This is a genomic window from Pseudofrankia coriaricola (genome assembly GCF_001854805.1).
In the GTDB taxonomy this organism is placed as follows: Bacteria; Actinomycetota; Actinomycetes; order Frankiales; family Frankiaceae; genus Pseudofrankia.
This window is the reverse complement of record NZ_MBLO01000228.1, coordinates 35,759-55,440: the sequence shown is the minus strand read 5'-3', so window position 1 is coordinate 55,440 and position 19,682 is coordinate 35,759. Positions and strand designations below refer to the sequence as shown.

Annotated in this window: 14 protein-coding genes; 9 read left to right on the top strand and 5 right to left on the bottom strand. The window is 72.3% G+C overall.

The genetic code is table 11. The features are described from left to right. Positions 1-200: 200 nt before the first annotated feature. Together BCD48_RS28640 and rsmA are read left to right on the top strand one after the other, a co-directional pair. Positions 201-1,043: a TatD family hydrolase gene (locus BCD48_RS28640; RefSeq protein WP_071051502.1), complete on the top strand. Its 843-nt coding sequence runs from the start codon at positions 201-203 to the stop codon at positions 1,041-1,043. Beyond that, positions 1,037-1,975 carry a 16S rRNA (adenine(1518)-N(6)/adenine(1519)-N(6))-dimethyltransferase RsmA gene (rsmA, locus tag BCD48_RS28635; protein WP_071051501.1) on the top strand — a complete coding sequence of 313 codons (939 nt, stop codon included), beginning with the start codon at positions 1,037-1,039 and terminating at the stop codon, positions 1,973-1,975. Before BCD48_RS28640 ends, rsmA begins: the two co-directional genes overlap by 7 nt. A 41-nt stretch (positions 1,976-2,016) precedes the next feature. Here the strand turns inward: rsmA and rsmI are convergent, their stop codons facing one another. Further along, the gene (gene rsmI / locus BCD48_RS28630; RefSeq protein ID WP_071051500.1) at positions 2,017-3,072 is read right to left on the bottom strand and encodes a 16S rRNA (cytidine(1402)-2'-O)-methyltransferase; all 1,056 of its coding nucleotides are present in this window, start codon (positions 3,070-3,072) and stop codon (positions 2,017-2,019) included. Between the two features lie 171 nt (positions 3,073-3,243). Here rsmI and BCD48_RS28625 point away from each other — a divergent pair, with 171 nt between their 5' ends. Next, the gene (locus tag BCD48_RS28625) at positions 3,244-4,971 is read left to right on the top strand and encodes a phospholipid carrier-dependent glycosyltransferase (protein ID WP_083419340.1); all 1,728 of its coding nucleotides are present in this window, start codon (positions 3,244-3,246) and stop codon (positions 4,969-4,971) included. Between the two features lie 630 nt (positions 4,972-5,601). Here the strand turns inward: BCD48_RS28625 and BCD48_RS28620 are convergent. After that, positions 5,602-6,576, bottom strand: a complete 975-nt coding sequence (locus BCD48_RS28620; RefSeq protein ID WP_071051499.1) for a ribose-phosphate diphosphokinase — start codon at positions 6,574-6,576, stop codon at positions 5,602-5,604. A 111-nt stretch (positions 6,577-6,687) separates the two neighbouring features. After that, positions 6,688-8,169 carry a bifunctional UDP-N-acetylglucosamine diphosphorylase/glucosamine-1-phosphate N-acetyltransferase GlmU gene (gene glmU, locus BCD48_RS28615; RefSeq protein ID WP_083419339.1) on the bottom strand — a complete coding sequence of 494 codons (1,482 nt, stop codon included), beginning with the start codon at positions 8,167-8,169 and terminating at the stop codon, positions 6,688-6,690. A 1,138-nt stretch (positions 8,170-9,307) separates the two neighbouring features. Here glmU and BCD48_RS28610 point away from each other — a divergent pair. Next, positions 9,308-10,339, top strand: coding sequence for an acyl-CoA desaturase (locus BCD48_RS28610; RefSeq protein WP_071051534.1), 1,032 nt, complete (start codon positions 9,308-9,310; stop codon positions 10,337-10,339). 66 nt (positions 10,340-10,405) lie between these two features. Further along, positions 10,406-12,232 carry an ABC-F family ATP-binding cassette domain-containing protein gene (locus tag BCD48_RS28605; RefSeq protein WP_071051498.1) on the top strand — a complete coding sequence of 609 codons (1,827 nt, stop codon included), beginning with the start codon at positions 10,406-10,408 and terminating at the stop codon, positions 12,230-12,232. 59 nt (positions 12,233-12,291) lie between these two features. On the opposite strand, the gene BCD48_RS28600 is transcribed toward BCD48_RS28605, so the two are convergent. Further along, a complete protein-coding gene (locus tag BCD48_RS28600; RefSeq protein WP_071051497.1) occupies positions 12,292-13,317 on the bottom strand; it encodes a 4-(cytidine 5'-diphospho)-2-C-methyl-D-erythritol kinase in 1,026 nt (341 codons plus the stop codon). A gap of 479 nt (positions 13,318-13,796) precedes the next feature. Here BCD48_RS28600 and BCD48_RS28595 point away from each other — a divergent pair, with 479 nt between their 5' ends. Further along, a complete protein-coding gene (locus BCD48_RS28595) occupies positions 13,797-14,423 on the top strand; it encodes a 50S ribosomal protein L25/general stress protein Ctc (RefSeq protein ID WP_071051496.1) in 627 nt (208 codons plus the stop codon). Between the two features lie 126 nt (positions 14,424-14,549). Next, on the top strand, positions 14,550-15,137 hold the full coding sequence (gene pth, locus BCD48_RS28590; protein WP_071051495.1) for an aminoacyl-tRNA hydrolase: 588 nt from the start codon (positions 14,550-14,552) through the stop codon (positions 15,135-15,137). Positions 15,138-15,474: 337 nt separating this feature from the next. On the opposite strand, the gene BCD48_RS28585 is transcribed toward pth, so the two are convergent. Beyond that, the gene (locus BCD48_RS28585; RefSeq protein WP_071051494.1) at positions 15,475-16,695 is read right to left on the bottom strand and encodes a glycosyltransferase; all 1,221 of its coding nucleotides are present in this window, start codon (positions 16,693-16,695) and stop codon (positions 15,475-15,477) included. 275 nt (positions 16,696-16,970) lie between these two features. Between BCD48_RS28585 and BCD48_RS28580 the strand changes: the two genes are divergently transcribed. Then, on the top strand, positions 16,971-18,365 hold the full coding sequence (locus BCD48_RS28580; protein ID WP_071051493.1) for a glycosyltransferase family 2 protein: 1,395 nt from the start codon (positions 16,971-16,973) through the stop codon (positions 18,363-18,365). A gap of 226 nt (positions 18,366-18,591) precedes the next feature. Further along, positions 18,592-19,509 carry a glycosyltransferase family 2 protein gene (locus tag BCD48_RS28575; RefSeq protein WP_198543432.1) on the top strand — a complete coding sequence of 306 codons (918 nt, stop codon included), beginning with the start codon at positions 18,592-18,594 and terminating at the stop codon, positions 19,507-19,509. Positions 19,510-19,682 lie beyond the last annotated feature (173 nt).

Below are 19,682 nucleotides of genomic sequence, written 5' to 3'. Positions count from 1 at the left end.
CGGCATCCGTGTAGCAAGCGACCCATGGAGTGGCATCCCCGATGCTGGCAGGGCGGCCAGACCCCCGGATCTGGCCACACGAGGACTGCCATCCGCGAGCCATAGGATCTGGAACCACGCGAACAGCGTCCTGCCGCAGCGTATCCGGGCGCCAACAAGCCCGTGAAGGTAGGTGTGAGGTCTTTGGTAGGGGTGGACCGGTGACGGCCGAAAATGCGCGCGCTAAGGACACGGGACGCAAGGGTGAGCCGCCGCCCGCGCCGGACCCGCTCGGCGTCGAGATCATCGACAGCCACTGCCACCTCGACCTGATGGATACCTCCCCGGCCGAGGCGGTCGCGGCCGCCCGAGCCGTCGGCATCCGCCGGATGGTCACCGTCGGGGTGGACCTGCCGACCAGTCGCTGGCAGGCCGACGTCGCGGGCCAGTTCCCGGACGTCTACGCGGCCGTCGCGATCCACCCCAACGAGGCCGCGCGCGGCGTCGACGAGCGGACGTTCGCCGAGCTCACGGCGCTCGCCCGGCTGCCGAAGGTGCGCGCCGTGGGCGAGACCGGCCTGGACTACTACCGGACGGCACCCGAGCAGCACGCCGCCCAGCAGGCGAGCTTCCGCCGCCACATCGCGATCGCGAAGGAGACGGGGCGCCCGCTGATGATCCACGACCGGGAGGCGCACGCCGACACGCTGCGGATCCTGGCCGAGGAGGGCGCACCCGAGACGGTCGTCTTCCATGCCTTTTCGGGCGACGCCGGGATGGCGAAGACGTGCGCCGACGCCGGCTACGTGATGTCCTTCGCCGGAAATGTGACCTTCAAGAACGCGGAGGGGCTGCGCGCCGCCGCGGCCGTCGCACCCGCGGATCTGCTGCTCGTCGAGACCGACTCGCCGTTCCTCACCCCGATGCCCTACCGCGGCCGGCCCAACGGCCCCTACCTGGTGCCGCTGACCCTGCGTGCGATCGCCGAGGTCCGCGGCATGCCGGTCGACGAGCTGGCCGCCACCGTCGCCGCGACCGCCAGACGAGTGTTCGGGCCTTGGTAAGCGGCGCCTCGGCGGGCGAGCGGGTGGGCGGGCTGTTGTCCGGTGCTGACATCCGGGCGATCGCGGCGGCGCTGGACCTGCGGCCGACGAAGAAGCGCGGGCAGAACTTCCTGGTCGACCCCAACACGGTCCGCAGGCTGGTACGGCTGGCCGGCGTCGGGCCGGACGACGTGGTGCTCGAGGTGGGGCCAGGGCTCGGGTCGCTGACCCTCGGCCTGCTCGGCGCCGCGCGCCGGGTGGTCGCCGTCGAGGTCGACCCGCCGCTCGCGGCTGCGCTGCCGGCGACCGCCGCCGCCCGGCTTGGCCCCGCCGTGGCCGGGCGGCTCACTGTTCTCACCGAGGACGCTCTGCGGCTCGGCCCCGCCGACCTGTCGCCCTCACCGGAGGGGGCGAACACGCTGGCGGGGGCGGAACCGGCGGCCGAGGACGCGCCGGGCGTGCTCGCGGCGAACCTGCCCTACAACATCGCCGTGCCGCTGCTGCTCGGGCTGCTGGCTCGGGTCCCGTCGATCCAGCGCGGCCTGGTGATGGTCCAGGCCGAGGTGGCCGACCGGCTGACCTCCCCGCCGGGCAGCCGGGTCTACGGCGTGCCGAGCGTCAAGCTCGCCTGGTACGCCGAAGCGCGTTCCGCCGGGCTGGTCCCGCGGTCGGTGTTCTGGCCGGTGCCGAACGTCGACTCCGGGCTGGTGGCGTTCGCCCGCCGGCCGGCGCCCGCGCCCGAGGCGCTGCGCGCCGACGTGTTCGCCGCGGTCGACGGGGCCTTCGCCCAGCGCCGCAAGACGCTGCGCACGGCGCTGGCCGGCTGGGCCGGCTCGCCCGCCGCCGTCGACCGGATCGCCGCCGCGGCCGGCGTGGACTCCGGCGCCCGCGGCGAGACCCTCGACGTCGCCGCCTACTGCCGCCTGGCCGCCGCCCGCGCCGCACAGCCCTGACCGTGGTCCTGACCGCCGCGATCTGACCGTGCCCTGGCTTGTCAGGACGAGCCGCTGGCGGAGTTCTTGGGGCGGGCGGCGAGGAGAGCCGCGTAGACGTCGGCACGGGAGACGCCGTAGGCGACCATGACGGCCCGGCGGGCGTCGGCGCGGGAGAGTCCGGCGGCCTCGTGGCCGGCAACCGCCTCGGCGAGCTCGGCCGGGGTCGGGGGAGCGGGCGGCCCGAGCGGCTCCTCGTCGTCCACGGCATCCTCGTCGTCCACGGCAGGCCCGCCAACCACGGAGCGGTCGCGGGTCCCATCCGTGCCTCGGCCGTTCGCGTCCGTCGTGGCGGCCCCGCCGGCCGCGCCCGCGGGCGCGGCCGGGGTGGCGGCGCCGGTGAGGGCCGTCGCGGTGGGCCGGCGGGGGCCGGCGGGGGCGCCGCCGATGACCAGAGTGAGCTCGCCGCGGATCTCACGGCCGTCGGTGGTCCAGCCCACCAGCCGCCCGAGGTCGCCGCGCACGATCTCCTCCCAGGTCTTGGTGAGCTCCCGGCACAGCACGGCGGGGCGGTCGGCGCCGAAGACGGCGGCGAGGTCGGCCAGACTCGAGGCCAGCCGGTGCGGAGCCTCCAGAAAGACCATCGTGCGCCGCTCGGCCCCTAGCTCGCGCAGCCGAGAGCGGCGTTCGCCGCCGCGGCGCGGCAGGAAGCCCTCGAACGTGAACCGGTCACTCGGCAGCCCGCTGACGGCCAGCGCCGCGGTCACCGCGGACGGCCCGGGCACGACGGTGACGGCCACGCCGGCGGCGGCCGCCGCCGCGACCACCCGGAAGCCGGGGTCGGAGACCGCCGGCATCCCAGCGTCGGTGATGAGCGCGACCGTCCGGCCCGCGAGCAGCTGCTCCGTCAGGGCGGCGGCCCTGGCGCCCTCGACCGCGTCATAGCAGGAGATGACCCGCCCGGTGATGGTCACGTCGAGCGCGTGCGCGAGCCGGCGGACCCGCCGGGTGTCCTCGGCGGCCACGACGTCCGCCGTCGTCAGCACCTCGGCGAGCCGGGGACTGGCGTCCCGCGGGTCACCGATGGGCGCTCCGCACACGATCAGCACCCCGGTCATCGTCGCCCCTGTCTCGTCTCGCCTGGCCGCGTCCTGCCCCGTCTGGACGGGTGTCCCAGCCGGGCGACTGACCGTCTGTCCGGAGGTCTCCGGATTCACCCGGGAAGATCATGATCGTGCATCGTTCGGCCACTGCGCAGTCTGTCAGCCCGGACGACCTACGCTGTTGGCGTGACCGTGACGACGACGGCCCATCCGACCCTGGCCGATGCCGGCCCGGCCGTGCCCGCGGCCGCGGGGCCCGCGGGCGTGAGCGACCACGTCGGTGAGGTGCGCGGGCGCGGGCCACTGCATGACCGGCTCTGCCCGCCGATGCCGTCCGACCGCCTCGCCGGCTGGCTGGCCGCGCTCGCCGTCACGCTGGTCGCGGGCATCCTGCGGTTCTGGCGGCTGACGGAGCCGAAGGGCATCTACTTCGACGAGGTCTACTACACCAAGGACGCCTGGGGCCTGATGACCCACGGCTACGAGGTGGACAGCAAGAACTGCGTCGGCCCCGGCTACGTCGTGCACCCCCCGCTGGGTAAGTGGTTCATGGCGGCGTCGGAAAAGCTCTTCGGCTACACGGACTGCTCGGGCGCGGTGCACGGAAGTCCCGAGCTGGGGTGGCGGTTCGCGTCGGCGTTGTTCGGGACCATCGCGGTGCTGGTGCTGACCCGCACGGCGCGGCGGATGTTCCGGTCGACGATCCTGGGCTGCTTCGCCGGGCTCCTCCTGGCATTCGACGGGCTGGAGTTCGTCCAGAGCCGGATCGGCATCCTCGACATCTTCCTGATGACGCTGCTGATCGTGGCGCTGGCCTGCCTGGTTCTTGACCGCGACTATGGGCGCTCGAAGCTCGCTGACCGGACGGCCGCGCTTGCCGCCGTGCCGACGGATGAGGACAGGGACGCGCCCCCGTCCGCCGGCGGTGGCACGGCTGTCGAGGAGGCCCTTGGCGCCCGCGACCGGGCCACGCGCGAACGGGCCGCCCGCGAGCGCGACGTTCGTTACGGGCCGAAGCTGGGCTTGCGCCCCTGGCGGCTCGCGGCCGGGTTCTTCCTGGGCGCGTCGATGGGCGTGAAGTGGAGCGGCCTGTACACGCTGCTCGGTTTCGCGGTGCTGGCGATCGCCTGGGACGCGGGCGCCCGGCGGACCGCGGGAGCGCGGCAGCCGATCCTGGGGGCGTTGAGGCGGGATGTCCCGGCCTGGTTCGGCTGCTATGTGCCCCTGCCGATCGCGACCTTCCTTGCGACCTGGACGGGCTGGTTCGTCACCGACGGGGGCTACGACCGCCACGCCTACGGCAACGGGTTCGTGGCGATGTGGCGGGGCTGGTGGGCCTACCAGGACGCGATCTTCAACTTCCACGAGCATCTGACCACCAGGACCTCGCCGCACCCGGCGCAGTCCGCGCCGTTCAGCTGGCTGGTTCTCGGCAGGCCGGTGCCCTATTACTACGACGGCCCGGCGTACGGCCAGAAGGGCTGCACCTCCGCTGGCGGCTGCTCCCGCGAGGTCCTGGCGATCGGCAACCCGGCCGTCTGGTGGGTCGGCACGGCCTGCCTGGTGGTGATGCTGGCGTTGTGGGTGGTCCGGCGGGACTGGCGGGCCGCGCTGGTGCTGGTCGGCTTCGCCTCGTCGTTCCTGCCCTGGGAGCTCGTCCCGAGCCGGACGATGTTCTTCTTCTACGCGCTGCCGCTGCTGCCATTCCTGGTCCTCGGCATCACCGCGACCGCCGGCCTCGCACTGGGGCCGCGCGAGGCGTCCGATACCAGGCGACTCGTGGGCGCGCTGTCAGTCGGCGTCTACCTGATCGCCGTCGTCCTGCTGTTCGCCTACTTCTACCCAATCCTCGCCGCCCAGCAGATCCCACTCTCCGGCTGGCGCGCCCGCATGTGGTTCCCGGGTTGGATCTGAGTTGCTGGTTTGCTCCGTGCGGGCGGCGCCCTCCTCAAAGATTTGGGCCGGGGTGGAAGGTTGCTTGCTGGTTCGCTCCGTGCGGACGGCGCGCTACGGCCCCGTACTCGCTTCGCTCCCACGGGACCTCCGCGCGCCGTCCTCCTGCGCTCACGGGCGCTCCGGCGACCTCGCTGCGGCCCCCCTACGTCGCTTCGCTCGTAGGAGGGCCTCCGCGAGGTGCGCCTCCGCGCCCAGCTCGGTTGCGTTCCGCTGTACGTCACCAAACCGAAGACAGCCGCGTTCGCGAGGAGCACTTCGCTTCGCTCGTGGGGTGGCCTTTGTGCATGATCGGTACGGAACACGACCAGCAGCGGTTCAGAGTCCACGAGCGAAGCGAAGTGGCCCCCCGCGGGGGGCTGGGTGACGCTACAGCGGCAGGCGACCGTGCTGGCGCGGAGGAGGACACGGCCCGGAGGTAGCCCGCGAGCCGCCAGGCGAGCGGGCTGCCGGAGGGCCGTGCCCGGACGGAGCGAACCAGCAACAACCTTCCGCCCGGCCCGCTAAATCATTCGGCCACCAGCGAAGCGAGTAAGGGGCCGTAGCGCCGTGCCCGGACGGAGCGAGCCAGCAACATAGGGAACTAGAAAATCAAGCATCTCCGCCGAAGAGGCTGGTGACCGAGCCGTCCTCGAAGACCTCCTTGATCGCGGCGGCGAGCAGCGGCGCGATCGACAGCTCGGTGATCTTGTCAATCCTGGCGTCGGCGGGCAGCGGCAGGGTGTTGGTCAGCACGACCTCGCTGATGTCGGAGTTCTTCAGCCGGTCGATCGCCGGGCCGGACAGCACCCCGTGGGTCGCGGCGGCGATGACCGTGCTGGCGCCGTTGGCCTTCAGGGCCTCGGCCGCCTTGGTGATCGTGCCGGCGGTGTCGATCATGTCGTCGACGATGACGCAGGTGCGCCCGGCCACCTGGCCGACCACCTCGAACATCTTGACCTGGTTCGGGACGTCCTTGTCGCGACGCTTGTGGATGATCGCGAGCGGGCAGCTGAGCCGGTCCGTCCAGCGCTCGGCGACGCGGACCCGGCCGGAGTCGGGCGCCACCACGGTCACCTCGGAGGCGTCGACCTTGCTCTCGATGTAGTCCGCCAGCAGCGGCAGGGCGAACAGGTGGTCCACCGGGCCGTCGAAGAAGCCCTGGATCTGCGCGGTGTGCAGGTCGACCGACATCAGCCGGTGCGCGCCCGCGGTCTTGAACAGGTCGGCGACCAGCCGGGCGGAGATCGGCTCGCGGCCGCGGTGCTTCTTGTCCTGCCGGGCGTACGGGTAGAACGGGGCGACGACGGTGATCCGCTTGGCGCTGGCGCGTTTCAGCGCGTCCACCATGATCAGCTGTTCCATCAGCCAGGTGTTCACCGGCGCGGAGTGCGCCTGCAGGACGAAGGCGTCGCAGCCGCGGACGGACTCCTGGAACCGCACGAAGATCTCGCCGTTGGAGAAGTCGTACGCGCTGGTCGGCACCGTCCTTACGCCGAGTTTCTGCGCCACCTCGGCCGCGAGGTCCGGATGGGACCGGCCCGAGAAGAGCATCAGGTTGCGCCGGTTCTCCGTCTGGTAGCCCACCGTGTCTCCTTGACGTCTCCTGGCGCCCATGCCGGCCCCAACCAGCCCCCTAGGTTCCGGGGCGCCGCTCGCGAATGCCAGCGATGCGGGACGGAGAGGGAGTGATGTGGCCTAGTTCACGGCTAGACGATCGGATGCCGGCTGTGCGTCGTTTGTCGGGGAGGTCTCGCCCGCCCGGTTGGCGGCGGCGGCCGCGGCCGTGCCCGGACGGGACCGCTCGACCCACCCCTCTATGGTGCGCTGCCGGCCCTCGGTGATGGCGAGTGCGCCAGGGGGGACATCCGACCGGACCACCGTCCCGGCGCCGGTGTAGGCACCGTCACCGATCACGACCGGGGCGACGAGCACCGTGTCACTACCGATCTTCACGTCCGAGCCGACCACGGTCCGATGCTTGTGAACGCCGTCGTAGTTGGCGAACACCGTGCCGCAGCCGATGTTGGACCGCTCACCGACGGTCGCGTCGCCGACGTAGGCGAGGTGCGGCACCTTGGTACCGGCGCCGATCTCGGCGGACTTGGTCTCGACGTACGCCCCGATTCGGCCGTTCGGGCCGAGGCGGGTCCCCGGCCGCAGGTGCGCGTACGGGCCCACACCGGCGCCCGGGCCGATCCACGACCCGGTGACCGTGCTGCGCTCGACGAACGCCCCGGACTCCACGACGGTGTCAGTCAGGGTGCTGTCCGGCCCGACCACGCTGCCAGCGGCCAGGTGGGTGGCGCCGCGTAGGTGGGTGTTCGGCAGCACCGTGCTGTCCGGCTCGAACGTCACGCCCGCGTCGATCCAGGTGGTCGCCGGGTCGACGATCGTGGTGCCGCCGAGCATCGCCGCCCGCGCGAGCCGGTCACGCAGTACCGCGCCGGTCGCGGCGAGCTGCACCCGGTCGTTGACGCCGGCTGTCTCACCCGCGTCGGGGGCGGTGTGCGCCGCGACGGGCTCGCCGTCGGCCACCAGCAGCCCGATCACATCGGTGAGGTATTCCTCGCCCTGCGCGTTGTCCGTCGTCAGCCGGCCCAGCGCCGAGCGCAGCATTCCGGCGGTGAAGACATAGACCCCGGCGTTGACCTCCGGGATCGCCGCGGTCGCCGCGTCCGCGTCCCGCTGCTCGACGATCGCCCGTACGGACCCGCCGGCGGGGCCGCGCACGATGCGCCCGTAGCCGGTCGGGTCGGGCACCACCGCCGTCAGCACGCTCGCCGCCGCGCCGCGGTCGGCGTGCAGCGCGAGCAGCGAGGTGAGCGTCTCGGCGGTCAGCAGCGGAGTGTCGCCGGGCAGCACGACGACCCAGTCGTCGGGACGCAGGCCGTCCAGCGCGCCGAGCGCGACCCGCACCGCGTGCCCGGTGCCACCCTGCTGGTCCTGCACGACGGTGCGTACCCCGTCGCGGTTCCGCAGCGACGCCGCGACTTCCTCTCGCCCATGCCCGATGACGACCACCGTGTGACGCGCGCCCAGCGGGCCCGCGGCGGCTAGGACGTGGTCGAGCAGAGACCGCCCGGCGACGCGGTGTAGCACCTTCGGCGTGGCGGACCGCATTCGGGTCCCCGCGCCCGCAGCCAAGACGATGGTGGCCGCCAGACGTGTCTGGGTCACGACCGCTCCCCTTGTGATCCGCGCCGGGCCTGGACCGCGTCCAACCCGCGCTCCCCGCCGACGCCCACACCCTACCCGGCCACCTTCCTGCTTCATCCCACCCCCATCGTCATTTCCTCACGGCACGCGGAGAGATCCGCGGCAGAAACGACTCCCCGGAAAACCGTGACGAGAAGAACGACGGACAGGCGACCGCGGGCCCGGCGCCGTCCGTGCACTCAGCATCAGGTCGACCGTGGTGAGTCCGCGCTGGCCGTCCAGCCCAGGACCAGGGGGTGGGGAATTCGACGCCGAGCAAGCTGGCGATGGTAGACTTCTGCTGTTTTCGCGGTCCGCCGTGGTGTAATAGGCAGCACAGGAGATTTTGGTTCTTCTAGTCCACGTTCGAGTCGTGGCGGCGGAGCGAGCTGGGGCTGCGTGCTCGCCGACCTTTGGTCGGCTTCGCCGGGGGCCGTGATTCTACCCCGGGGCCGAGCCCCGGACCCCACGCCAGGGGGCTTCGCCCCCTGGACCCCCATCGTGGTTGGGGCTGGGGCGTGGTTGGCGTGTTAGCGGCGGGGTTGTGCGCTYGCCGACCTTTGGGTCGGCTTCGACGGTGGGCGTGATTTTGCCCCGTGGCCGAGCCCAGACCCCACATCAAGAAGCTTCGCCCCCCTTGGGCCCCCGTCGTGGTTGGGGCTGGGGCGTGGTTGGCGTGTTAGCGGCGGGGTTGTGTGCTTGCCGGCCTTTGGTCGGCTTCGGCTTGCCTTCCCGGTGTCGTGCCTGGCGGCGCTCCTGGGGTGGCTTGGGGGTCCGTCTGAGGTCCAGGTGCCAGGCACTCTGCGTCTTTAAACGGCGACGTGCGGGCTTGGTTGTCTGGGCTACCTGTGGGTAGGTGTTGACAAACGCTCCGCTTTCTGGGCCGGGAAGGGCTGGCTCGTCTCGTCGGGGTGCATGGATCGGGCACAGAACGTCACGATGCGGACGAAACTCTCGGCGAGCGGTAACCGGCCGGCGGACGGGTAGTTAGAGGCCACGAGAGGACCGAAAGAGTTTGTGTCACGGTTGCCGTCACGGGGGCCTACGCACCCTGGCGACCGTTACCGTGAGCCCAAGAGGACCAGATGTGTGGACCTGCCGCGACAGACAGGATGCCGCGATGACCGCGACGACCGAGACGGTGCCGCCGACTGACTCCAGCCCGCCGGATCGGGAGGGCGCGGCCACAGGCCTGACGCCCGGTTCGGCCAGCGTTACCGACAGCGAACACACCAGCGTCCCGCGATGGATGGCGAAGGCCCGTACCGAGCAGGTGGTGCTCGCGACGATCATCATCGTGCCGATCGCCGCACTGATCGCCGCCGTCCCGTTGCTGTGGGATCGGTGGATCACCTGGCACGACGTGGTGATTGCCGCGTTCATGTACGCCATAACCGGGCATGGCGTGACGGTCGGTTTCCACCGGTATTTCACCCACCGGGGTTTCAAGACGTCCAGGCCCGTCCGTATCGCGCTCGCCGTGTTCGGCAACATGGCCATCGAGGGCCCGGTCATCCGCTGGGTCGCCGACCACCGCCGTCACCACGCCTACAGCGACAAGGATGGCGACCCGCACTCGCCGTGGCGGTACGGCCCTGGCACCCGCGCGCTGACCCGGGGCCTGTGGCACGCGCACATCGGCTGGCTGTTCGACGTCGAGCAGACCGACCAGCGCCGCTACGCGCCCGACCTGCTCGACGACCGCGACATCGTCCTCGTGAGCCGGACGTTCGCGGCCTGCGCGTTCCTGAGCCTGGCGCTGCCGGCCCTCATCGGCGGGCTGTGGGGCGGCTCGTTCGAGGCGGCCTTGCGGGCGTTCTTCTGGGGCGGCCTGGTGCGGGTCGCGCTTCTGCACCACACCACCTGGTCCGTGAACAGCATCTGCCACGTCGCCGGTCGGCACCCCTACAAGTCGCGTGACCGGTCGGGCAACGTCTGGTGGATGTGCCTGCCGTCGATGGGCGAGTCGTGGCACAACCTGCACCACGCCGAGCCGACGTCGGCTCGGCACGGGGTGAAGTTCTGGCAGATCGACACCAGCTTCTACCTCATCAAGGCGATGGAGCTGACCCGTCTGGTCCGCGACGTCCGCTGGGCAACCCCGGACCGCCTCGCGAAGCTGGCCACGACCGCTCCATCCGCCGCCAGCTGACCGATCCGCGCATCGAGCCGGTTCGGGCGCTCACTGCCCGAACCGGCTCGACCATAGGCTGAGAAGGTGGCCCATCTTCTCGGAGCGGAAGCCCTACATCTGGAGTATCCGACGCGGGTCGTCTTCGACTCGGTGACGCTCGGCGTGAACGAGGGCGACCGGATCGGGGTCGTGGGGCGCAACGGCGATGGCAAGTCCAGCCTGCTGGGGATGCTCTCGGGCCAGGTGTCGCCGGACTCGGGACGGGTGACCCGCCGCGGCGGCGTGCGGGTGGGCGCGCTCGACCAGTCCGACACGCTCGACCACGCGCGCGCCGTCGGCCAGACGATCGTCGGTGACCGGCCGGAGCACGAGTGGGCGGGCGACGCGGGCGTGCGCGACGTCATGGCGGGGCTGGTCGCGGACATCCCCTGGGACGCCAAGGCGGGCGAGCTGTCCGGGGGGCAGCGACGCCGTGTCGCGCTGGCCGCCCTGCTGGTGGGCGAATGGGACGTCATCGTCCTGGACGAGCCGACCAACCATCTCGACGTGGAGGGCATCACCTGGCTCGCCGACCACCTCAGGCGGCGCTGGGCCCGCAACACCGGTGGTCTGCTGGTAGTCACGCACGATCGCTGGTTCCTCGACGAGATCTGCACCATGACGTGGGAGGTGCACGACCAGACCGTCGAGCCGTTCGAGGGGGGCTATGCCGCCTACGTGCTCCAGCGCGTCGAGCGGGACCGGCAGGCCGCGGCCAGCGAGGCGAAACGGCAGAACCTGATGCGCAAGGAACTGGCCTGGCTGCGGCGGGGCGCCCCCGCGCGCACGTCCAAGCCGAAGTTCCGTATCGAGGCCGCGAACACGCTCATCGCCGACGTCCCGCCGCCGCGCGACCGGGTGGAGCTCTCCCGCCTCGCGACGGCACGGCTGGGCAGGGACGTCATCGACCTGCTGGACGCGTCGGTCTCCTTCGACGGGCGTCCCGTCCTGCGTGACGTGGAATGGCGCATAGGTCCCGGCGAACGCACCGGCATCCTCGGGGCGAACGGATCCGGCAAGTCGACCCTGCTCGGCCTGATCGCCGGGACCATCACGCCCGGCTCCGGGCTGGTGAAGACCGGCAAGACCGTCCGGGTCGGCGTGCTCGACCAGGAGTTCGGGCAGCTCCGCGCGATCGCCGGTGACCGGGTGCGCGAGGTGCTCGCGCGCACCAGGACGACGTTCGTCATCGATGGCAGGGAACTGACCCCGGCGCAGCTGCTGGAGCGCCTCGGGTTCGCCCGCGAGCACCTGTCGGCCCGGGTCGCGGACCTGTCCGGCGGTCAGCGACGGCGGCTGCACCTGTTGCTGGTGCTGCTGGCCGAGCCGAACGTCCTCCTGCTCGACGAGCCGACGAACGACCTGGACGTCGACATGCTCGCGGCGATGGAGGACGTCCTGGACTCGTGGCCGGGCACGCTGATCGCCGTCTCGCACGACCGGTACTTCCTGGAACGGGTGACCGACCAGCAGTACGCGATTCTCGGCGGCCGGCTGCGGCACCTGCCCGGCGGCGTGGACGAGTACCTGCGGCTACGGGAGAGCGGCGGGACCCCGGCCCAGCCGGCGGCGCCGGCGGCGGCCGCGATCTCGGCCACCGGGAATGTCGCCCCGGCCGCGCCGGTGGGGATGTCCGGCGCCGAGCTGCGCGCCGCGCAGAAGGAGCTCACGGCGGCCGAGCGGCGCCTGGACCGCCTCGCCGGCCAGGTCGCCGCCGCCCATGCGGACCTCGCCAGCCACGATCCGTCCGACTACGAGGGTGTCCTGCGCATCACCAAGAACGTCGGCGGGCTGGAGGCGGAGATCGCCTCCCTGGAGGAGCGCTGGCTCGAGCTCTCCGAGCGGACAACGCAGCCCCCGCCGACCAGTTAGGGATGCGCTCCACGGCACCGGGATTCGGGTGGGGCCGGGAGCCGGCCGCGGCGCACGGATCAGGAGCGGGCGGCCGGGGCCGGGATGGCGCTCGGCGGCGGCGCCGTGACGATCGTCGCGCCGGCGGCCGGCGCGGTTGCCCGGCGCACGGCGCGCGCGAGGCCGCTCGCCTCGAGCCCGGCGGCGAGCCGCGCGCCGTGCTCGGCGTCGCGGGCGAGGAAGGCGCAGGTCGGCCCTGAGCCGGAGACCAGCGCGCCGAGCGCGCCGTGCCCGCGGCCCGCGGCCAGCACGTCGCCGAGCGCCGGGCGTAGCCGGATCGCGGGCGCCTGCAAGTCGTTGACCAGCGCAGCCCCAAGCTGGGCCGGGTCCGCGGTGGTCAGCGCGGCGAGCACCGCGTCGGCCGGCGTCGGCTCGGTCCGGCCGTCGTCGATCCGGTCGAACTCGCGGTAGACGGCGGGCGTCGACAGGCCGCCGTCGGCGAGCGCGAACACCCAGTGGTACTCGCCGGCGCTCGTGACCGGGGAGAGCCGCTCGCCGCGGCCGAGGCCGAGCGCCGTGCCGCCGGTCAGCGGGAACGGCACGTCGCTGCCGAGGCGGGCGGCGAGCCGCGCCAGCGTCTCGGCGGACAGCCCGGCTCCCCACAGCGCGTCGCAGGCGACCAGCGCGGCGGCGGCGTCCGCGCTGCCGCCGGCCATCCCCGCCGCGACCGGGATGCCCTTCGCCAGCGCCAGGTGGATCCGCGCGCCGCGGATGCCGGCGGCCTCGGCGACGAGCAGGGCCGCCCGGACGGCCAGGTTGTCGGCGTCGGTGGGCACCACCGACACGTCGTCGGCCGCGCCGGCGCCGCCCGGCGCGGCGGTTCCCTCGCCGGCGATCTCGACGGTCGCGGCCACGGCCGGCGCGCCCTCGGTCGCGGCCGATTCTCGGCCGCGGACGTCACCTGGGGCGCCGGGCGGCGTGGTCACCGTCAGCTCGTCATACAGCGAGACGGCCTGCAGGACGGTGATGACCTCGTGGTAGCCGTCGGCGCGGCGCGGCCCGACCCCGAGGTGCAGGTTGACCTTGGCCGGCGCGCGGACGGTCACAGCGGCGCCGGCGCGCGCGAGTCCGGTGGGTCCGGTGGACAGCTCGGTGGACAGCTGGGGCTCCTTCCGAGAGGCCTGCCTTCCACGCAGAACCTATCCGGCGCTGACCGCGCTTCGGCGGCGCACCGGCCGGTCGAGGCGCATTCCGCTTCTCGCGCCGCCCGCGCCGCCGCGCCCGGCTGGCGGGTTGGGCCCGCGCGGCACGGCGCGGTTCGGTACCGGCGGGAGGCGGCGGTCCACTGCCGGGTGAAATCTCCCGGCATTGCTGACGGTGTTGTGGGGAGGGGACAGACGTGGGGCTGGACACGCGTCGGGTACTGTGAAGAGCCGCGATCCTGATGACGACGGCGGCGTCTGAGTCTGGCTCTGTTTCCAGACCACAGACTCAGACATACAGACGCTCTGCCCATGGCACGAGATCCTGTCGTCGTCCAGGCCCCGCCAGCACCTGAGCCAGTCGTGAGAGGATGAGCACCGCCATGTCCGAGGTCCGCATCGTCGCGGAGCCGCGCACCGAATTCGGGAAGGGCGGCGCTCGTCGCACCCGTCGGGCCGGCAAGGTTCCGGCCGTCCTGTACGGTCACGGCCAACCGCCGCGCCACGTCGCGCTGTCCCACCGGGAGCTGCTGCACGCGTTCAAGACCGACGCGGGCACCAACGTCCTGCTCACTCTCGACCTGGGTGACGCCACGGAGCTCGCGCTCCCGAAGGACATCCAGCGTCACCCCATCAGGGGAACCTTCGAGCACGTCGACCTGGTTCTCGTCCGCCGCGGCGAGAAGGTCACGGTCGACGTCCCGGTGGTGGTCGTCGGTGACGCCCACCCGGACGCGATCATTGACGTGCAGAACAACACCGTGTCGGTGAGCGCGCCGGCGACCTCGATCCCGGGCTCGCTGGAGGTCAGCGTCGCGGGCCTCGGGCCCGGTTCGAGCATCTCCGCCGGTCAGCTCATCCTGCCGCCCGGTGTGACCCTGGAGATCGACGCCGAGGTCGTCGTCGTGCAGGTGCTGCTCAAGCCGACCGCGGCCCAGCACGAGGCGGAGATCGGTGAGTCCGCGGAGGGCGAGTCGGTCGAGGCCGAGTCGACGATCACCGCTTCCTAGGCTCGCCCGGGGCTGTGCGGCTGACGCCGTCCAGCCCCGGGCCTACCTGGTCCAGGTCGGTATTCTCGGTACTAAGTTCGTGGGTGCACCCAGCGCCTCGACGGCGGATAGCGGCGGGCAAAAGGGATGGCGGGCGAGGACGGCGGGGCCTGGCTGGTCATCGGGCTGGGCAATCCGGGCGCGGAGTACGCGAGCACCCGGCACAACGCCGGCTACCTGGTCGTCGACATGCTCGCCGAGCGGCACGGTGCCCGGCTGCGCTCCCACAAGGCCCGCGCGGACGCCGCCCAGATCCGGCTCGGCGGCGAGGCGGTCGTGCTGGCGCGAACCCGGTCCTACATGAACGTCTCCGGGCCGCCGGTCGCCTCGTTGCGCGCGTTCTTCAAGGTCGACCCGGCGCGGCTGATCGTGGTGCACGACGAGCTCGACATCCCGTTCGGCGCGGTGCGGCTCAAGCGCGGCGGCGGTGACAACGGGCACAACGGGCTGAAGTCCATCACCTCGTCGCTGGGGACCCGTGACTACCTGCGGGTCCGCTTCGGCATCGGCCGCCCGCCGGGGCGGATGGACCCGGCCGCCTTCGTCCTGCGCGACTTCGCCGGGCCGGAGCGCAAGGAAGTGCCCTTCCTCGTGGACCGGGCCGCCGACGCGGTCGAGGCGCTGGTGAGCGAGGGCCTGGAGCCCGCCCAGAACCGCTTCCACGCCCTCGCATAGGGCGTGCGGGCGCTGGACGCGCCGCCCTGCCGGTCGGACGCTGAGCGGCGTGCGGGCGCTGGACGCGCCGCCCTGCCGGTCGGACGCTGAGCGTCCTCCCCTGCGTGGTGCCGGATAGAGGCTTATGGCCGTGGCTCGCGTGGTGCGGGGTTGAGGAGGTGGCTGGTTTGACGCTGCGCTAGAGGCGCCGTCACTGGCTGTGGTCGGGTGGGTGCGGCTTAGCTGGTAGTTGTGGTGGCCGGTGCCGCGGCGATGTCGGCAGGTTGGTCGTGTATGTGTTGCGGGTTTGGTGGTGTGCTAGAGGCGCCGTCACTGGCTGTGGTCGGGTGGGTGCGGCTCAGTTGGCAGCTGTGGTGACCGGCGGCAGTTGGTCGCGCATGAGCTGCAGCAGGGCCTCGTGGCCCAGGTTGCGCAGGACGTACGCGCGGCCGGACCGGCCGAGCAGCTGCGCCCGCCCAGGGTCGGCCAGCAGGCCACAGACCGCGTCGACGAACGACGCCGGCTCGTCCGCGACGGACAGGTGGGTGCCGGCCTCCCAGTTCAGTCCCCGGCTGCCCGTGCGGGTGCTCACCACCGGCGTGCCGAGAGCCATCGCCGCGACGGCCTTGATGTTCACCCCGGAACCGGACCGCATCGGATTCACGGACACCGTCGCCGCCGACACGTACTCGTCGGTGCTCGGGACGTCGGTGTACAGCTCGACGCCGGTGATCCCGCCCAGCCAGTCGGCGAGCCCCGGCTCCGGCCGGCGGCCCACCACCTGGAACACCGCCTCCGGGTAGCGCGCCCGAATGGCGGCCCAGCAGCTGTCGACGAACCAGTGCAATGCCTCGATGTTCGGTGGTGTGTCGAGCGAGCCGACGAACACCAGCGTCGCGGGCGCCCGTCGGGGCACGTCCGCGCCGGCGGCGGCGGAAACGCCGCCCGGGGCCAGTACGTCGAGCGGCAGGAACGGCGGCAGGTGGAATGTCGCCACGCTGGCCCGCTCGCTGCGCCACAGGTGGTCCTCGATCGAGATGTCGCCGATCGCCGTCACCAGTGGCGAGTGGTACAGCGTCCGCTCGGCCAGCTGGAGCTTGCGGTACTCCATCTCGTAGGCGGCGGCGCGCGGGCCGGACGAACTGCGCGCCAGGGCCTTGAAGAACTCCGACTCGATGTTGTGCGCCCGCACGAGATGCGGGAGGCGCCAGATCCGAGCGATCTCCTCGCCGAGGTGTGACCCTCGGTAGCTGTAGCTGATCACAGCTTCCGCTCGGGGCGGGGTGGCCTGGAGCGCCCGGCGCAGCGGGCCGACCGGCCGGGAGGCGTACATGTATGGCTGCGCGCGCAGGTGTGCCAACGGGCTCGGGTCCCGCGGCAGCCGGATTACGGCGGCTCCGGGGACGGCGGCCTCGTAGGCCTCGACATCGAGCTCGTCGCGGGTCGGAACCAGCAGCTGCATGCGGATACCGGCGTTCGAAGCCGCCGTCAGAAAGCCGAAGGTCTCGACGCGCCCGCCCGCGTCGGCCGGCAGGAACGGCTCCTCGACGACCACGATCCAGCGTTCGGCGTCGCTCACGGCGCTCACTGTAGCCCGCGGGCCGGTAGTACCCGCCAGCCCCATCCTCCTCGGTCTGTTGTCTTTTGGGAGTGCTGTGGCTGGCCGCTTGTAGGTTAGGTGCGGGCGAGCTGGGCGAAGTGTCGCGATCTGGCGGTTCGCCGAGTGGCGACGCAGGCGGTTGGCGGGCCGTGGTGACCTTCGTGAGTGTCCGGAGACACATCCGTCCGTATGCGGCGCGACGCGCGGCGCCCCCATCGATCCCTGGTGACCCAAGGCAGCTACGGTTACTTGTCATGGCAGGAGTGCGGGCCCTCGGCCGTGGCGCCACCGTCGCCCTTCTCGGGGCGGCGACCCTCTATGGTCACGTTCTGTATCCGGTTTACATCGGGCTGAAGAGCCGGGGCCTCACCCCGGTGACGCCGACGGACCCGGACGAATGGCCATCGGTGAGTGTCGTCGTCGCGGCCTACCGAGAGGCCGCGGTCATCGGTACCAAGCTCGACGAGCTGCTGGCCGCCGACTACCCGGGCCCGATGGAGATCATCGTAGTCGCCGACGACGAGGACACCGCGACCGCCGCGCGCCGCGCCGGAGTGCGGGTCCTCTCCTCCGGCGAGCGGCTGGGCAAGGCACGCGCCGTCAACCGTGGTGTCTCGGCGGCCACCAACGACATCGTCCTGCTCACCGACGCCAACGCGTCGCTCGCGCCCGGAGCGATGCGCGCCGCGATGCGGCACTTCGGCGACCCGACCGTGGGCGCCGTCGCCGGCGAGAAGCAGGTCGACGACCCGCAGGGAGCGCAGGGCTTCTACTGGAAGTTCGAGTCCTGGCTCAAGCGCTGCGAGTCGGCGACGGGCGCGACGATCGGGGTCGTCGGTGAGTTCCTGGCGTTCCGCCGGGAGGCGTTTCGCCAGCTGCCCGGGGACACCGCGGTCGACGACGCCTGGCTTGCCCTGGACGTCCTCGAGAGCGGTCTGCGGGTGGTCTACGAGCCCGAGGCCTACTCGGTCGAGACGTCGAGCCCGACGTACACCGAGGAGTGGGAGCGACGGACGCGGATCGTCGCCGGCAACCTCGACATGATGTGGCGGCGCCGCGCGACCATGGCGCCGGGAGCGCTGCTGGTCACCCCGCAGCTGTGGGGGCACCGGGTGGTGCGCTCGTCGTTCGGCCCGATGGCGCACGTCGCGCTGGTCGCGATGAGCGTTCCGGCGGCGCGGCACAGCTGGGCCGCGCGGATTTTCCTCGCCGGCAACCTCGTCGGCGCGGGCAGCGCCGGGGCGCTCGCGGTGGGCAGGACGCCACCGGGCCCGACGAGGCTGGCCGCGCAGGTGTTCTTCCTGCAGGCGGTGGCGCTGGGTGGGGTGCGCCGCTTCCTCGCGCACGACCGGCCGGCCGTCTGGCCGAAGCCGGAGCGACTGGCATCGGCGGCGACACCGGCCCCGACCGCGCCGGGCGAACAGCCCGCACCGGGTGGCGGCGGCGCGCCCGCCGCGCGAGGCGCCCTCGACGCTGGTGAGCCGGTCATCGGCCCCGAGGCGGCGGCAACGGGTCCGATCCTCATGCCGCCGGGCTTCGGGTCCGGCCGGATCTACGACCCCAAGGCGTTCGAGCAAGGCGAATATGGGGATGGTTTTGGTTCCACGCAGTCTCAGGGACAGGCGCGGACCTACGGGCCGGCGCAGTAGGCCGGTGGCGGGACAGGCGGCCAGAAGGCGCACTAGGGGAGTTGTGACGGTGACCGACCAGTGGACCACCGCGGGGGATCACGGCGCCGAGGCCGCCGGGGCCAGGCCGGCGGCGCCGAGGCACCAGGAGACGACGGGCGACGAGCCGGGCCTGCGGCCGTCATGGGTCAGCGACCGCCCGGCGGCTGTGGGCGAGCACGGCCCGGCCGTCGACGGGTTCGCCAAGGTGGCCTGGCAGACTGAGCCCGTGGCCGATCCACGGTGGGCGTACGAGGTCGTCATCGTCAGCTTCCACAGTCGTGGGCAGCTCGAGCAGATGCTCGCCGGCCTCCCCCTGGACATGCCGGTCGTCATCATCGACAACGCCAAGGGCGCCGACCGGGTCCACGAGCTGGTGGCGGGCCGGCCGAATGGCCGCTACCTCGATTCCGGCGGCGGCAAGGGTTTCGCCAAGGCCGCCAACATGGGCATCAGGTCGTCGACCTACGAGTACGTCATTCTTGGCAACCCCGACAGCCGGCCGACCGTCGAGATCATCGAGGCGCTGGTGGGTGACCTGCGTGAGGATCCCTCCCTGGTCACCAGCGCGGCGACGATGAAGGGGCACGACGGCAAGCCGGAGCTGGGCAACGGCGGCTGGGAGCCCACCCCGCGGCGGGTGCTGATGCACGTCCTCGGCGCTCACAAGATCGCGCCGTCGTCCGCGCTGTTCGCCAGGCCCGTCCCCGGCAAGGCGATGGAGCCGGACTGGCTGACCGGAGCCTGCATGGCCGTGCGCCGGCAGACTTTCCTCGACCTCGGAGCCTTCGACGAGACGTTCTACGTCTACAACGAGGACATGGCGCTCGGCCGGGCGATCCGGGAGGCGGGGCTGCACCAGAAGCTGCGCACCGACCTGCTGGTACAGCACGGGGCCGGTGGGTCCGGCGCGGCCAAGACCTGGATGCTGCAGATGCGCGGCGCGTCGATGATCCGCTACATGCGCAAGCACAACGCGCCGGGCCGGGTGAACGCGATGCGTTCCCTGTTGGTCGCGGGTTACGCCGGCCGGACAATGTTGTCCCGTGCCCGCGGCCGCACCACGACCGCGCAGGAGCACGCGGCGTACATCAAGGGCCTGCTGGTCGGCCCGCCGAAGCCCTAGGCCAAAGGCCACGCGATGATGGCGGAGCCTCGCGTGGCCGGAGGCCGTCAGACACGGCCTAGGGCCGAGGGCCGCGGAGCGCCCCACCACGGCACGGCCATCGGGCGCTGAGTCTTACCTCCCAGATCGCGGACCTCCGGCAGGGACCCTGCTCCGGGGTGTCCGCGCGAGCT

What these genes read in the sequence shown, in the direction of transcription:
- rsmI (WP_071051500.1), bottom strand. Translation starts at nt 3,072, where the DNA reads ATGACCGGGGTGCTGATCGTGTGCGGAGCGCCCATCGGTGACCCGCGG.
- pth (WP_071051495.1), top strand. Translation starts at nt 14,550, where the DNA reads ATGGCGGGCGAGGACGGCGGGGCCTGGCTGGTCATCGGGCTGGGCAAT.
- BCD48_RS28580 (WP_071051493.1), top strand. Translation starts at nt 16,971, where the DNA reads ATGGCAGGAGTGCGGGCCCTCGGCCGTGGCGCCACCGTCGCCCTTCTC.
- BCD48_RS28610 (WP_071051534.1), top strand. Translation starts at nt 9,308, where the DNA reads ATGACCGCGACGACCGAGACGGTGCCGCCGACTGACTCCAGCCCGCCG.
- BCD48_RS28595 (WP_071051496.1), top strand. Translation starts at nt 13,797, where the DNA reads ATGTCCGAGGTCCGCATCGTCGCGGAGCCGCGCACCGAATTCGGGAAG.